The sequence below is a fragment of the Denitratimonas organivorans genome (assembly GCF_037478135.1).
Taxonomy (GTDB): domain Bacteria; phylum Pseudomonadota; class Gammaproteobacteria; order Xanthomonadales; family Xanthomonadaceae; genus Denitratimonas.
Window position 1 is genome coordinate 63,054 of record NZ_JBBHDV010000006.1, and the last position, 15,983, is coordinate 79,036.

The following is a 15,983-nucleotide window of genomic DNA, read 5'->3' on the forward strand; positions in this document are numbered from 1 at the left end:
CCACCCTTGCAGGAATCCCGATGTCCAGGAACGCCGCCTCCCCGGCGAAGGCCGCCGAACACACGCCGCTGATGAAGCAGTTCTTCGCGGCCAAGGCCGAACATGCAGACGTGCTGCTGTTCTTCCGCATGGGCGATTTCTACGAGCTGTTCTACGACGATGCGCGCAAGGCCGCGCGGCTGCTGGATATCACCCTGACCCAGCGCGGCAGTTCCGGCGGCGCGCCGATCCCTATGGCCGGGGTGCCGGCGCATTCCTACGAAGGCTATCTGGCGCGGCTGGTGGCGCTGGGCGAATCGGTCGCCATCTGCGAACAGATCGGTGATCCGGCCCAGTCCAAGGGGCTGGTGGAACGCCGCGTGGTGCGTATCGTCACGCCCGGCACCGTCACCGACGAAGCCCTGCTGCACGAACGCCGCGACACCTTGCTGATGGCGGTCGCACCAGCCCGCGACGGCTTCGGGCTGGCCTGGGCTGATCTGGCTTCCGGACGTTTTCTGGTCAACGAAGTGGCCGACGAAGACGCCCTCGCGGCTGAACTGGCACGACTGGAACCGGCCGAACTGCTGCTGCCGGACGAAGACGGCGCCCCGCACTGGCTCACCAGCCGCGATGGCGTGCGCCGCCGTGCGCCGTGGCTGTTCGATGCCGACGCCTGCCGCCGCCAGCTGCTGCGCTTCTTTCAATTACACGATCTTTCCGGCTTCGGGCTGGAAGAGCGGCCACGCGCCACCGCCGCCGCCGGCGCGCTGCTGGCCTATGTCGAAGAAACCCAGAAGCAACGCCTGCCGCATCTGTCTTCTATCGCCTTCGAATCGGCCGACGACGGCATCGCGATGAACGCCGCCACGCGCCGCCATCTGGAACTGGATTCGCGCACCGACGGCAACCTGCGCCACACCCTGCTGGGCGTGGTCGATTCCAGCATCACGCCGATGGGCGGGCGCCTGCTGCGGCGCTGGCTGCACCGCCCACTGCGTGACCAGCGCGTACTGCGCGAACGCCACCACGCGGTGCAGACCCTGCTGGACAGCGGCCGCTTCGAAAGCCTGCGCGAACACTTCCGCGCCCTCGGCGATCTGGAACGCATCCTGGCCCGCGTCGCCCTGCGCTCGGCCCGCCCGCGCGACCTTTCCACACTGCGCGATGGCCTTGCCGCATTGCCCGCGATCCGCACCCTGCTCGGCTCCCTCTCCCCTGCTGGCGGGGGGGGAGCAGGGCTTTCGAGCAGCGAAGCTGCGAGCCTGCGAGCGCCCGCCGACATGCAAGTCGGCGGGCCGGGCGCGAAGCGGGGTTGGGGTGAGGAGGCGAGCGCCGCAGGCGCGAGTGCTTCTTCCCAACAACATCAAAAGCCCCCCTCACCCCAACCCTCTCCCCCATCGGCGATGGGGGAGAGGGAGCAAAGCCCAGCTTTGATCGACTCCCCCCGCCTTTCCAGCCTCGCCGCGCAACTGGGCGAACACGACGCCAACGCCGACCTGCTCGCCCGCGCCGTGATGGCGCAGCCGCCGGTACTGCTGCGCGACGGCGGCGTCATCGCCGACGGCTTCGATGGGGAACTGGACGAACTGCGCCAGCTGGCCACCAACGCCGATCAATTCCTGATCGAACTTGAAGCCCGCGAACGCGCCGCCACCGGCATCCCGAATCTGAAAGTCGGCTACAACCGCGTGCACGGCTACTTCATCGAGATCAGCAAGGGTCAGACCGACAAGGCCCCGGTGCATTACACCCGCCGCCAGACCCTGACCGGCGCCGAGCGCTACATCACCGAGGAGCTCAAAGGCTTCGAGGACAAGGTACTCAGCGCCCGCGAACGCGCCCTGTCACGCGAAAAACTGCTGTACGAGGAACTGCTCGACGCACTCAACATCGAGCTGGAACCGCTCAAACGCTGCGCCGCCGCACTCAGCGAACTGGACGTGCTGTGCTGCTTTGCCGAACGCGCGCTGACGCTGGACTGGTCCCGCCCGGAACTCACCGAAGCACCCGGCATCAGCATCGAACGCGGCCGCCATCCGGTGGTGGAAGCGGTGCGCGAGGAACCCTTCGAACCGAACGACCTGCACCTCACACCCGAGCGCCGCATGCTCGTCATCACCGGCCCCAACATGGGCGGCAAGAGCACCTACATGCGCCAGAACGCGCTGATCGTGCTGCTGGCCCACATCGGCAGCTTCGTGCCGGCCGCCAGCGCACGTATCGGCCCGATCGACCGCATCCTGACCCGCATCGGCGCCGGTGACGATCTGGCCAAGGGCCAATCCACCTTCATGGTGGAAATGAGCGAAACCAGCTACATCCTGCACCACGCCACCGCGCACTCACTGGTGCTGATGGACGAAATCGGGCGCGGCACATCGACCTACGACGGCCTCGCGCTGGCCGAAGCCTGCGCCCGCCATCTGGCCCACCACAACCGCGCCTTCACCCTGTTCGCCACGCATTATTTCGAACTGACCGCGCTCGCCGATGCCAACGCCGAAGGCCATCCCAGCGGCATCGCCAATGTGCATCTGGATGCGGTCGAACATGGCGACGCGCTGGTCTTCATGCACGCGGTCAAAGACGGCCCGGCCAACCGCAGCTTCGGCCTGCAGGTGGCGGCGCTCGCCGGCCTGCCGAAATCCGTGATCGCCCAGGCCCGCGTCACTCTGCAGCAACTGGAATCGGGTATGGCCGCCAACCTCGACAACCCGCCAGCCGCACCCGATTCCCCGACCAGCACCTCGCCGCAACCAGCCTCACCGCAAATGGGTCTGTTCGCCCCACCCACCCCCTCGCCGGTGGAAGAACTGCTGCGTGGCATCGACCCGGATGCAATGAGCCCGCGTGATGCGCACGACCTGCTCTATCGGCTGAAAAAGATGATCTGAGCGTCTCTCAATCGTCTGCCTCGCCCCCGTGACACGGCATGAGGCCACGCCGGGGCCAGCACTGCACCGCCAGACGGCGTTGTGACGAAGCATTCGTCCCGGCGGTGCACAACCGATGTGCCAGCAAGCCACCCTTCGCGCCTGAAGAACCTGCATGAAGGAACCGCCAAACTGAAATTTGATGTGCTCAAATTTCAAGTTGTTGGCCAGATTGCAATTCACACCTCACCTGACCTGGCATCGATGGGGCTCTTTGAACTGGATCACGCCCATCAACACGATTCCGCAGTGATCCTGCAGCGGTATCCGGGAGACTGATCCATCGCCCTCCACCAGTGCGATTTCCTCCAGCGTCAGCTCGTGGCGCTCGTGCGCCAGATGCAGCCATCCGGTGGGAATTGATCGCCTGCGTGGGCCGAATGCTCCGAGCTCCGTCGACGAGTCTGGACAGCTCCCGACCATCGAAGCGCAGAGGCGCTTCCTGTTCGCGTGTATATTCAGTTGCACGCAGTTCGCCACTGGAATCCCATCGGGCACGATCGCGTCACAGCGCGCTTGCCTTCGCATCAGCCACGGCATCCACCCATCGGAGATACCCATGACACGTTTCGCGATCAGCTTCGTTCTGCTGCATCTGGCTTCTTTTACCCATGCAGGGATGCTGGACTGTGGCGGGCTGGCCAACAGCGCCGACAGTGCACCGGACGGCTACGCCGAGCAATGCCTGAACGCGGCCGAGCCGCCGGCGCACGCTGCCGCGACACGCGCCTTGGGTGCACCCGGGAACATCGCCTATACGCTTGATATGCGTGGACAAGCCCCGCGGCCGGCCAACACTCTGTACAGCTTCACCCTTTCGGATTTCTCCACCCAGACGCCCATCGGCCAGACCCAGCAGCCTTCGTTGTTCGCACTCGATTTCAGTGCCGATGCAACCACTCTCTACGGCATCAGCGGGTCCGCCGCCGACATCAACCCTTCCACACTGTTCACCATCGACCCCACCACAGGGGCCGCGACGATCGTGGCCGGGTTATCGGGGCTGGCCGCAGGCGATAGCGCCACGGGCCTGAGCATCGACCCCATCACCGACGTGGCGTACTTCTCCGCCGCCGGCGGCTCGCCTGCCACCTCTCGCCTGTACACGCTGGATCTGACGACCGGCGCGCTGACCCTGATCGGTCAGATGACAGCACCCACCGACGCGACCGGCACCCTCTTCATCGACATCGCCATCAGCTGCCAGGGTCGGATGTACGGGCACAACATCTCTGATGACGCGCTCTACTCGATCGACGTCGCGACCGGAGCCGGCACGCAGATCGGCGTGCACGGCCTGGCCGCGAACTTTGCGCAGGGCATGGACTTCGACCACACCGATGACACGCTCTACGCCTTCATCTATACCGGCTCGGGTACCAACCAGTTCGGCACCTTCGATCTCGACACCGGCGCCTTTACGCCACTGGTTCAGAACAACCCGCTGGGAGAGTTCGAAGGCGCCATCCCCAGTCACTGCCTATCCGATGATGTATTTGCCGATGGATTCGAGTCGCCCCTGTAATCCCGACCGTAGCCGAATGCTCCTCCCGGGACGCGGAAACGGCGCAAGCCCATCATCGCTGGGGCTTGCGCCCGTGTCGGCAGCACGGCTGGCTGCTGTGAAGTTACGCGACGTGCTCCCTTGGGTTCCGGATGGTCTGGCTCCGATGCGTCTCTGGCAGCTGAATGACTGCGAGCCTCACGGTGCCGATGTGATCTGAGCGTGGTGTTCGCGGGGGAATGGCATCACGTTTCGACTGTGCCGGTTCAAGCCCCCCCTCTTGCGCCAAGCCGGCCTTCAGGCCCCCGTGACCGCCTCACCGGAACGGTGGAAAGGTCATGGGCCTCACTGCTTCCGCGCTGCAATCAGCCTATCGTCTCGCGCCCGCGCTGCCTGCGCGGCCGGGCGTTCGCGGTGGTGGGCGCAGTAGGTTTCAAATGCGGGTAGGCGGTCGAGCATGCCGAACTGCATGTAGAAATCCAGATACGCGGTCATGTAGAGGTCGGCGGCGGTGAAGTGGTCGCCGGCGAGGAAGGTCTTGCCGGTGACGGCCTGTTCCAGCACGCGCACGACATCGCCTTCGGCGCCGTAGCCGGCAGCGGTGGGCGAGGCCAGGGTACCGGCCTGTTTGGCGGTGAGCCAGGATTCCAGCGGGCCGGCCAGGAACAGCAGCCAGCGGTAGTATGGGCCGCGCTCTTGGCTGCCTGGTGCAGGCGCGAGGCGCTTTTCCGGCACCAGATCGGCCAGGTACAGGCCGATGGCAACGCTTTCGGTGATGACGGCGTCGCCGTGGCGCAGTGCCGGCACCTTGCCCATCGGGTTGATCGCCAGATACTCGGGCGACTTGATCGTACTTCCGTACTCCAGCAGCACGTCTTCGTAAGGAAGGCCGGTTTCTTCCAGCATCCAGCGTGCGATGCGACCGCGCGACATGGGGTGGGTGTAGAAGGTCAGGGACATGGGGCGCACTCCGCTCAAGGATGATCCAGTATGCGCGCCGATCGCGCCTGCGACGCGTGCGGATGGCACTTCCGTCTTTACCCGAAGGCGCAATCGCTCCATGCTCCGGCACCACACGCCGTGTGCGTGTCCTTCCTTTCCACGCCAGCGAGGTTGTGCGCTGCCCATGCGCTGTTTTCGTCCTTCCTTCGTATCGACCCTGGCGTTTTTGCTGGCGGGGTTGACGGTGGCTTGGGAAGCGCGGGCTGGCGAATCCGAGCCGCGCTGGGTGTCGCACCATTACGGTTCGGTCGATGGTTTGCCGGTGGGCAGCGCCAGTTCGGCGCGGGTGGATGTCGATGGTTTCTTGTGGCTGGCCACGCATGACGGGCTGGCGCGGTTCGATGGGCAGCGGTTCGATGTGCACGATTCAATGCGATTCCCGGCGATGTCGGGCAATCGCGTTCTGTCGATCCACAAGGATGATGAGGGGCGCCTGTTCGCGCACACCTCACATGGCGACTGGCTGTCGATCCGTTCGGGCCGGATCGAGCGTGCGCCGATGGGAATCGACGCCGCGCCTGCGGTGCTGCATGTCGATCCGGCCAGCCTTTGCCTGACCACGCATCAGGCATTGCATTGCCCGGATGGCGAAGGCGCCTTCCCGCCACGGCTGACGCTGCCTGCAAAAACGGTTCCGGGTCTGGCCTTGCCCGGACACAACGATGTGGTCTGGCTGCTTGCGATGAACGGCGACATCTGGAGGCACGACGGCAACCAGTGGTGGCGCACCTGGCAGGCGCTCGGCGATGCGACCCGCATCGCGCGCAACAGCCCCGCGCTGGTAGCCGAGGATGGTGCGCTGTGGGCCACCACCGCGCAGGGGCGGCTGCTGCGGGTTGCGCCACAGGGCGAAGTGACGATCTGGAACGGGGCCGACGATCCGCAACTGACACTGCAGATCCGCGAGGATCGCCAGGGCCAGATCTGGATCGGTGCGGTCCAGGGCCTGTTCCGGCTCGTCAACGGCCAACCGCAGCAGCTGCCCATTTCCGCGGCCCAAACCAATGAACAGCCCGGCCGGGCCTCGGACGCGATGCATGCGCATCTGAGCTGGCAGGCGCCGGACGATGCGCTGTGGCTGCGGGCCGGCGCGCAGCTGTGGCGTTTCGAGGCCGACGAGGTGGTGGATACGCATCGCCGGGCACCGCTGCTCACCAGTCGCGGGCAGATCCTGGACCTGCTGTTCGAGGCCGATGGCACCACCTGGGTGATGACCTTGCGCGATGGCATCCACCGCCTCAACCGTGCGCGGGTGGAACTGCTGGATACGCGAGCCGGCCTGGGCGACGGCAACATCTACGGCGTCAGCCGCGATCGCGACGGCAGGATGTGGCTGGGCACGCTTGGCGACGGTCTGAAATCCGTCGCGGCCGATGGGCAGCTTCACGTATATGGGCGCGCGGACGGCCTGCCGGGCGAGAATCCGTGGCTGGTCGCGACCGCGCCGGATGGCGGGATCTATGCTGGCACCTACGCCCCCGGCCTGTGGCACCGCGCGCCCGGTGCCAGCCGCTTCGAGCCGGTGGCGCTGCCGGATGAATTGCAGGGCGAACAGATCCTGGCGGTGGTGTTCGACCATGAGCAGCGCATGTGGCTGGGCAGCAGCGCCGGCGCCTGGCTCAGTACGGAACACGGATGGCAACGGCAATGGCCGCAGGTACCGCGCCGCGCGCGGGTCAGTGCGTTGGCCTTTTCCGGCGATGGCGAGGTCTGGTTCGGTGGCAGCGAAGGCGTCTGGCGCCGGCACGGCGACCACGGCCACGCGGTGGCGGCGGAGTTGCTGGCGCAGACCTCGGTGCGCGATCTGTTCCGCAGTTCCGACGGCGCGCTGTGGGTCAGCACCGATGGCCGTGGGCTGGTGCGCATCGCCGGCGATGATCCGCACGGTCACAAGGCGATCCGCCTGGGCCGCGCCCAGGGGCTGCCTTCCAACAGCCCGCACGCGGTGCGCGAGGATGCCAACGGCCATGTCTGGGTCAACAGCAACCAGGGCATCTTCCGTATCGCACGCAACAATCTGCACGCGCATCTGGCCGATGCCGGCCAGCGCCTGTCGCCGCTGGTGCTGGGGCTGGCCGATGGCCTGACCGAACTGGAAGGCAATGGCGGCGTGCAACCGGCCGGTGATTTCGATGCACATGGCCGGCTCTGGTTTCCCTCGCAGCGCGGCGTGGTGCGTTTTGATCCTCTCGCGATGCCGCTGCGCGAACAGCCGCCGCGCGCCGTCATCGATGCGCTGGAAAGCGATGGCCAGCCCTTGCTGTTCCCGACTTCCGGCAACACCCTGCCGCCGGGCGTGCGCAGCCTGCTGATCCGCTATGGCGCAGCCGATCTGCACGCCGGTGCGCAGGTGCGTTTCCGATACCGCCTGCTGCCGCAGGATCGTGGCTGGACCGACGCGCTGAATGGCCGCGCCACGGGTTACGCCAGCCTGGCGCCGGGCGAATACCGTTTCGAACTGCTGGCCGGCAACAGCGACGGCATCTGGGCCACCACCCCCACCGCGTTCGATTTCCAGGTGCCGCCGCTGTGGCATGAAACCGGCGGCTTCCGCCTGCTGCTGGCACTGTCGCTGCTCGCCTTGCTGCTGGCTGCGGTGTGGCTGCGGCTGCGCGGCCTGCGCCTGCGTGCCGCCGAACTGGACCGCGAAGTGGCGCAACGCACCGGGGAACTGCGCACCGAAAAAAGCCGGGTCGAAACCGCGCTGGCCGATCTCTCCCAGGCCCATGCCGAACTGGCCCGGACCCATGCCCAGATCGAGGACCGCAACCTGCAACTGGCCGAACAGGCGCGCCGCCTCGAAGCCTTGGACCACTTCCGCAGCCGCGTGCTGGCCGATGTCAGCCACGAACTGCGCACCCCGGTGATGCTGGTTTCGCTGCCGCTGCGTGAACTCCAGGCGCAGGCCGGCGCGCTGGACGAAACCGGACGCCGCCGGCTGCAACTGTCGCTGACCCAGCTGGACCGCCTTGGCGGCCTGGTCGAACAACTGGTCGGGCTGGTGCAAGCTGAATCCGGCCAACTGCAACCGCGCCTGCGCCGCATCGACCTGCGTGCGCTGCTGGAAGAAATCGTCGCCGGTTACCAGCCCGCCGCCGCACGCAACGGCGTAACCCTGGTACTGCAAGCGCAGGACGACGCACTCGTACTGTTCGCCGACCGCGACCATCTGTTGACCATCTTCGGCAATCTTGTCGACAACGCTCTCAAATACGCCCCGGCCGGCAGCGATGTGGTGCTGCACCTCGCCCATCACGATGAGCAGGCGCGGATCGAAGTACAGGACAGCGGCCCCGGCTTCGACCCGGCGCTGACCCCGCACCTGTTCGAGCGTTTCTACCGCGTCGACGGCCCGCCCCGGCACGGGCGTGAAGGTCTGGGCATCGGTTTGGCGTTGGCGCGCGAACTGGTCGAACTGCATGGCGGCCATATCGGCGCGCGCAGCACACCGGGCAGCGGCACTGTCTTCCATGTCGAGCTGCCACTGGGCAGCGCGCACGTGGCAATCGACGAGTTGCAGATCGACGACAACCCCCATTCCGTACAGCCTGCCGCAGCCTCCACCCACACGCCCGGCGAAGGTCGCGTGCTGTTGGTCGAAGACCATCCCGATCTGGCTGCCTATCTGGCCGAACGCATCGGCGAACACCTGCCGGTGACCTGCGTGGGCAGCGCCGAGGACGCGTTGCAGGCGCTTTCGCAGGATCACGATTTCCGCCTGCTGATCAGCGACGTGATGCTGCCCGGCGCCAGCGGACTGGAGCTGTGCCGCCACGTCCACGATGGTGCTCAGCCGCTGCCGGTGCTGCTGATTTCCGCCAAGGCCGCCGATGGCGACCGCGCCGCCGGGCTGGCCGCCGGCGCCAGCGCCTACCTGGCCAAACCCTTCAGCTTCGAAGCCCTGCTGGAAGAAATCGCCCGCGCCTGGCCCGCCGCCAGTCCGCGTCTGCGCCCGGCACCGGCCTCGGCGGAAGCGCTTGATCCGCTGCTGGCAACCGCACTGCAGGGCATGGCCGATGCCGAATTCTCGATCGCCAGCTGGGCCGAATGCGTGCACCTGTCCGAACGCCAGCTGCGCCGCCGCGTGCACGAACTGACCGGCCAATCCCCGCAAACCTGGCTGCGCGAACAACGCCTGCTGCGCGTGCGCCACCTGCTGCGCAGCGGCGAATGCAAAACCCTGGCCGAAGCCGGCAGCCGCTGCGGCCTGGACAACCCCGCCTACCTCTACCGCAGCTACCGCGCCCGCTTCGGCGACTGACCCGGCCCGGACCACCACACCTGATGGATGCCGGCGCAAATGAAGCAGCGGCGGTGACGATGCACCCACAGCCCGCAGCCGCGTAGCGCACATCTCCCACCATCCCGCACCACTGCCTCGCCATGAAACGGCGATACGCAAATCACGTCGTGGCTGGCACACCGGCGAATTCGCAACCTATTGATTCTCAATGGATGCGCACCCTGTCGCGGCCACGATGTCCGATGCGTGCAGGTGCATGTCCGCTCAGGACATGGGCAGCGCGGCGGGCTTGGGCCACGCTTCGCGTTGCCCTGCGGCATCGTCGCCCGCCTCCGTCGCTGACGGACGCGATGCCTGCCCATTCCCCTGGAGAACCCGCCATGCCGTATCGCCGCCCGCACACCCTCGAATCGACTCTGCAACGACTGCTGTGGCTGTGCGTGTGGGCAGGACTGCTGCTGACGTGGTTTGCCACACCGGCAGCGGCGGCCACGTACACCGTGACCAATACCAATGACAGCGGAGCCGGCAGCCTGCGTCAGGCGATAACCCAGGCCATGGCGACGCCTGCCGCCGACACGATCGTGTTCGCATCGTCGGCCAACGGCGTGATCACGCTGCAATCGCAGCTTCCCGATCTGCTCAGCAGCGGCGGCGCGCTGACCATCACCGGCAATGGCCCTGCCAACACCATCATCGACGGCGCGGGTGGGAACCGAGCCTTCCATGCCCTCCATCAGACAGGCCTCCAGTTCACGCTGCACCAGCTGACGATACGCAACGGCTTTGCGGCTAATGGCGAAGGCGGGGCAATCTTCTTGTTGGCCAGCAACGGATCGCTGACCGTCGAGAACGTCGAATTCGTGAACAACCACTCCACCTGGGAAGGAGGTGCGGTTCGTTCCACCAGTGCAGCGGTGACGGTTCGCAACAGCCTGTTTCAGGGCAATGTGTCATCCCAAACCCATGGCAGCGGCATTTCTGTCCACAACGCGGCGCTGGATGTGCGCAACAGCAGCTTCACCGGACATGGTTCGGAATCGGTGCTCTATGCCCAGGAAGCCACAACCCGGCTGGTCAATGTCACTGCAACGAACAATCAAACCAGCATTGGTACCCTGCGAGTCTTTGCCGGCACATTGTCGCTCAGCAATTGCCTGCTGGCGGGCAATAACTCTGCCGATCTGAACATCGCGGCCAACCCCGTGATCAATTATGCCGGCTCGCGCAACAACCTCATCGGCGACGAAGGCAATACCAGCTTCACCGATGGTGACAATGGCAATCAGGTCGGCGTGCTGAATCCTCTGGTCGGCCCATTGGGCAACTACGGCGGCACCACGCACACCCTGCCCCTGCTGCCGGGCAGCCCGGCGATCAATGCCGGCACCACTACCGGCGGCGACATTCCGAATGTCGATCAGCGTGGTATCGGCCGCGTCGGCTCGCCGGATATCGGCGCCTTCGAATCGCGCGGCTTCACGCTCTCCCAGGTCAGCGGCAACTCGCAAAGCGCGGTGGTCGGCACGCAATTCGCCAGCCCGCTGATGGTCGAGGTCACCGCCAATCAGGCCATCGAACCAGTCGTGGGCGGCCAAGTGCATTTCAGTGCCCCGACCAGCGGCGCATCCGCAGTGCCGGCGACACCCGCCGCCAGCATCACCAGCGGTGGGCAAGCCCAGACTCTTGTCACCGCCAACGCCACCGCAGGCGGCCCGTACTCCGTCACCGCGAGCGCGGCAGGCACAACGCCCGCCAGCGTCGACTTCTCGCTGACCAACACACCAGCCGGCAACCCGGCCTGCGCCGGCTTCAGCTTCCCCTACACCCTGTCCGGCACCGACAACACTGCGCGCGTGGCCGAGCTGCGCCAGGCCATCGAGTGTGCCAACGCCAATGCCACCGATGACGTAATCGACCTGGGCGGCCACACCCTTGTCCTCACCGATGCGCCGTACTCGAACGCCCACGGCGACACCGCCCTGCCCTTCATCACCAGCGTGCTGGAACTGCAAAACGGTCAGCTCGAACGCGATGGCGGCGCGCCGCCGTTCCGCTTCATTCTTGCCGATGCCGCCAGCACGCTCACCGTGCGCGACATGCAGCTGCGTGGCGGCTCGGCCGACGGCGAAGGCGGCGCGATCCTGTCGCTGAGTGCCAGTCCGATGACGGTGCGCGCCAGCGTGTTCGAGGACAACAACGCCAGCACGCGCGGTGGTGCGGTGTCCGCGCAGGGCCATGCGTTCATCGTGATGTCCGATTTCATCGGCAATGCCGCGCCCGATGGTGCCGCCCTGGCCGCGTATCAAACGACCATGAACATAAACAACAGGTTCTTCGCCAATGGCGATGCCGCCAGCGATTCCGTGCTCTGGATCGACGGGTATGGCGCGCTGGTCGGCAACCTGTTCGCCGACAACCACCTGAGCGCCACCGGCAGCTCGCTGATGGTGTTCGCCAGCAACACCACGGTGGCGGAAATGCGCCACACGACCATCGCCGACAACACGGCGCAGGGGCCGTTGCTGCGAATGGAGAATGGCAACAACGCGCAGGTGCGCAACAGCATCCTGTGGGGCAACACCAGCACCGGACTCGGCGACCTGTCGCCGCTCCACAGCATTTTCCCAGGCGCGCCCGCAGCAGACGGCAACCTGGACGTCGATCCCGCCTTCGTCGCCACCCCCGGCAACTACCGTCTGGCCGCCGGCAGCCCGGCCATCGACGCCGGCCACAACGGCCATTCCATGTTCGACAATTTCGACATCGACGACGACGGCGACAACACTGAGCTCCTGCCCGATCTGGACCTGAACCCGCGCCCCTGGGATGACCCGGATGTGCCCGATACCGGCGTCGGCCCCGGCGACATCGTCGATATCGGCGCCTACGAGCGCCAGCCTCCGGTTACTCTTCCCACACTGAGCATCAACGATGTCAGCGTCAACGAAGGTGACAGCGGCACCACCGATGCCATCTTCACGATCAGTCTGGACGCGCCGGCACCGCTGGGCGGCACCGCCTTCGATATCGCCACCGCCGACGGCACCGCCACCACGGCCGACAACGACTATGTCGCGCAAAGCCTCACCGCCGCGTTCATTCCGGCTGGTCAGAACAGCACGACATTCACCGTGCTGGTCAATGGCGACACGGTGGCCGAACCGGATGAAACCTTCTTCGTCAACATCACCAACATCGTCAACGCGGTGGCGGGCGACGCCCAGGGCCTTGGCACAATCGTCAACGATGATGCCGATCCCTGTGCCGGCTTCAGCTTTCCGTACACGCTGAGCGGCGCCAACAACGCTGCACGCGTGGCGAACCTGCGCCAGGCGATCCATTGCGCCAATGCCAACGCCACCGACGATGTGATCGACATGGCCGGTGCCACGCTGGTGTTCGACGCCCCGGATGCCAGCACCTTCGATGAGTCCGCGCTGCCGAACGTCACCAGCGTCATCACCCTGCGCAACGGCACCCTGCAGCGTGACGCGGCGGCGGCGGACTTCCGCCTGCTGACCATCGAGGGTTCGGGCGAACTCGTCGGCGAGTCGCTGGACTTCCGCAACGGGCTGGCGTCGGTCGGCGCCGCCATCTACACCGACGGCGACCTGACGTTGCACGACGTTGGATTCTTCGACAACGGCGACCTCGCGGTGACCGGACAAGGCGGCGCCATCCACCACGGCGGCAACACGCTACGCATCATCGATAGCCGGTTCGAACGTAATGCAGCGACGTCCGGCGGCGCGGTGTCCATCAGCACCGGCGATCTGTGGATGCGCGGATCGCTGCTGCAGGGCAACCAGGCCAACGAGGGCGGTGCGCTATACAGCGAGTCGATCGTGATCCGGCTGTTCGACAACGCGTTCGTTGACAACCAGGCACGGCGGGGCGGCGCCATCAAGTGCTTCGGTGGACAGATTTCCGGCACGCGATTCGAAGGCAACACCGCCGACGAGCTCGCGGGTGCCGTGTACATGGAGTTCGCCTTCGTGGACCTGTTCGTCTCCAACAGCCTGTTCATCGGCAACGAAGCCCCCGATGCAACGGTGCTGGTCGGTGCTGCCGATTCGACGACGCATCTGCACAATGTGACGATCAGCGGGCATCCGGCCGGTCCCGGCAACCTGCTGGGAGGCAGCGGCGGCATCGTCATCGCCAACAGCATCGTGTGGGGCAATGGCGGCGCGTCGCTGGGAACGGCCACCGTCCGCCACAGCCTGATCGAAGGCGGCCACCCCGGCGGCACCAATATCCTCGATCTGAACCCGCGCTTCATCGATGCCGCCAACGGCGATTACCGGCTGGCCTCCGGCAGCCCCGCGATCGACGCCGGCAACAACGCCGATGTCCGCCGCGACACCTGGATGGATATCGACGAGGACGGCGACGTCGACGAAGAGCTGGAGGATCTGGATGGAAACCCGCGCCGCCATGACGACGCCGGCGTGGTCGATACCGGCCTCGGCACCGCGCCCATCGTCGACTTGGGCGCCTACGAACGTCAGACCGATTCCGGCGCGCCCGGCATCAGCGTCAACCCGACCAGTGGCCTGATCACCACCGAAGCCGGCGGAACGGCGAGCTTCACCGTGGTGCTCGACACCCAGCCCAATGCGGATGTGAGCATTGCGTTGAGCAGCAGCGACACCAGCGAAGGCACCGTCACACCTGCGAGCGTCACCTTCACGCCCGCCAACTGGAACACGGCGCAAACCGTCACCGTCACCGGTGTCGACGACAACATGGTCGATGGCGACGTGGCGTACACCATCGTCACCGCCGCCGCGGCCAGCGCCGATGCCAACTACGATGGCCTCGATCCCGCCGATGTCTCGGTGACGAACACCGATGACGACATTGCCGGCATCACCGTCTCCCCGACCAGCGGCCTGGTCACCACCGAAGGCATGGGTCCGACCGGCACACCCGGCGTCGACCAGTTCAGCGTGGTGTTGAACAGCCAGCCCACTGGCGACGTGACGCTCGGCCTGAGCAGCAGCGACACCACCGAGGGCACCGTGTCACCAACCAGCCTGACCTTCACCCCGGCAAACTGGAACACGGCCCAGCACGTGAACGTGCTCAGCGTGGATGACAGCGTGGTCGATGGCGATATCGCGTACACCATCATCACTGCCCCGGCGGTCAGCGCCGACCCAGCCTACGATGGTCTCAACCCGGCCGATGTTTCGGTTACCAACATGGACAACGATGTGGCCGGTATCACCGTTACCCCGACCAGCGGCCTGATCACAACCGAAGCCGGCGGAACGGCGAGCTTCACCGTGGTGCTCGACACCCAGCCCAACGCGGATGTGAGCATTGCGTTGAGCAGCAGCGATACCAGCGAAGGCACCGTCACACCTGCGAGCGTCACCTTCACGCCCGCCAACTGGAATACGGGGCAAACCGTCACCGTCACCGGTGTGGATGACACCGATGTCGACGGCGACATCGCGTACACCATCATCACCGCCCCGGCCGTCAGTGCCGATGCCAACTACAACGGCCTCGACCCCGCCGATGTGTCGGTCACCAACCGTGACGACGACGTCCATACCGCCCAGCTGATCGCATTCAAGAGCGTGGTGCAGACCGGTACCGACAGCCAGCCGGTGATCTACGAGATCGTGCTGGAAAACATCGGCGACGGCGATCAGGCTGACGACCCGGCCAGCCACGAACTCACCGACGTGCTGCCCGCACAACTGACCCTGGTCGATGCCAGCGCCAACGCCGGCAGCATCAGCACCGATCCGGCCAGCAACAGCGTGTTCTGGAACGGTGCACTGACGTCCGGCGCCTCGGTCACGATCCTGATCGAAGCCGATGTGGCGATCAGCCACGCTGCGACGATCAGCAACCAGGCCAGCATCCACTTCGACAGCGACGGCGACGGCCTCAACGACGCCGCCGCCCTGTCCAGCGACCCGGCCCAGCCCGGCACCGATGTACCGACGCGCTTCCAGTTCGCCGGCACCGCAGCACCGAATGCCCCGGTACTGATCCCGGCCACCGGCCGTGCCGCGCTGCTGTGGATGATGGCGTTGATGCTGATCGGTGCCGGCCTGGCGCTGCGTCTGCCACGAAGCTGATCGGGCATCCGTCGCGCCCTCTGCGAGTGCGCTCCTACACACCCCATCAATGTAGGAGCGCACACCCAAGGTGGGCGCGAATGGACGGGCTGGTTCGGATGCACCGGCTTCCTTCGCGCCCTCTACGATTGCACTCCTACCGAACGCGTTTCATATGAGCAATACGGCTGAGCGGCGCAGTCCCGCGCTGCCTCATGCCCGGATGTGCATAAGCT

General features: G+C 66.1%; 6 protein-coding genes. 5 read left to right on the plus strand and 1 reads right to left on the minus strand.

The window, feature by feature from the left end; all coding sequences use genetic code 11:
• The first annotated feature begins 20 nt into the window (after positions 1–20).
• The 3 genes from mutS (at position 21) to WDB66_RS08040 (ending at position 4,440) form a co-directional block, all read left to right on the plus strand.
• A complete protein-coding gene (mutS, locus tag WDB66_RS08030) occupies positions 21–2,876 on the plus strand; it encodes a DNA mismatch repair protein MutS (protein WP_339398028.1) in 2,856 nt (951 codons plus the stop codon).
• Positions 2,877–2,957: 81 nt separating this feature from the next.
• Complete coding sequence (locus WDB66_RS08035; RefSeq protein ID WP_339398029.1) at positions 2,958–3,194, plus strand: hypothetical protein; 237 nt, start codon at positions 2,958–2,960, stop codon at positions 3,192–3,194.
• A gap of 280 nt (positions 3,195–3,474) precedes the next feature.
• Positions 3,475–4,440 (plus strand): DUF6923 family protein, encoded by a 966-nt coding sequence (locus tag WDB66_RS08040; RefSeq protein WP_339398030.1) that lies wholly within the window; start codon positions 3,475–3,477, stop codon positions 4,438–4,440.
• A gap of 324 nt (positions 4,441–4,764) precedes the next feature.
• Here the strand turns inward: WDB66_RS08040 and WDB66_RS08045 are convergent, their stop codons facing one another.
• Complete coding sequence (locus WDB66_RS08045) at positions 4,765–5,379, minus strand: glutathione S-transferase family protein (RefSeq protein WP_339398031.1); 615 nt, start codon at positions 5,377–5,379, stop codon at positions 4,765–4,767.
• 166 nt (positions 5,380–5,545) lie between these two features.
• Between WDB66_RS08045 and WDB66_RS08050 the strand changes: the two genes are divergently transcribed.
• Both WDB66_RS08050 and WDB66_RS08055 read left to right on the plus strand, forming a co-directional pair.
• On the plus strand, positions 5,546–9,682 hold the full coding sequence (locus WDB66_RS08050; RefSeq protein ID WP_339398032.1) for an ATP-binding protein: 4,137 nt from the start codon (positions 5,546–5,548) through the stop codon (positions 9,680–9,682).
• A gap of 362 nt (positions 9,683–10,044) precedes the next feature.
• Complete coding sequence (locus tag WDB66_RS08055; protein ID WP_339398033.1) at positions 10,045–15,768, plus strand: choice-of-anchor Q domain-containing protein; 5,724 nt, start codon at positions 10,045–10,047, stop codon at positions 15,766–15,768.
• Positions 15,769–15,983 lie beyond the last annotated feature (215 nt).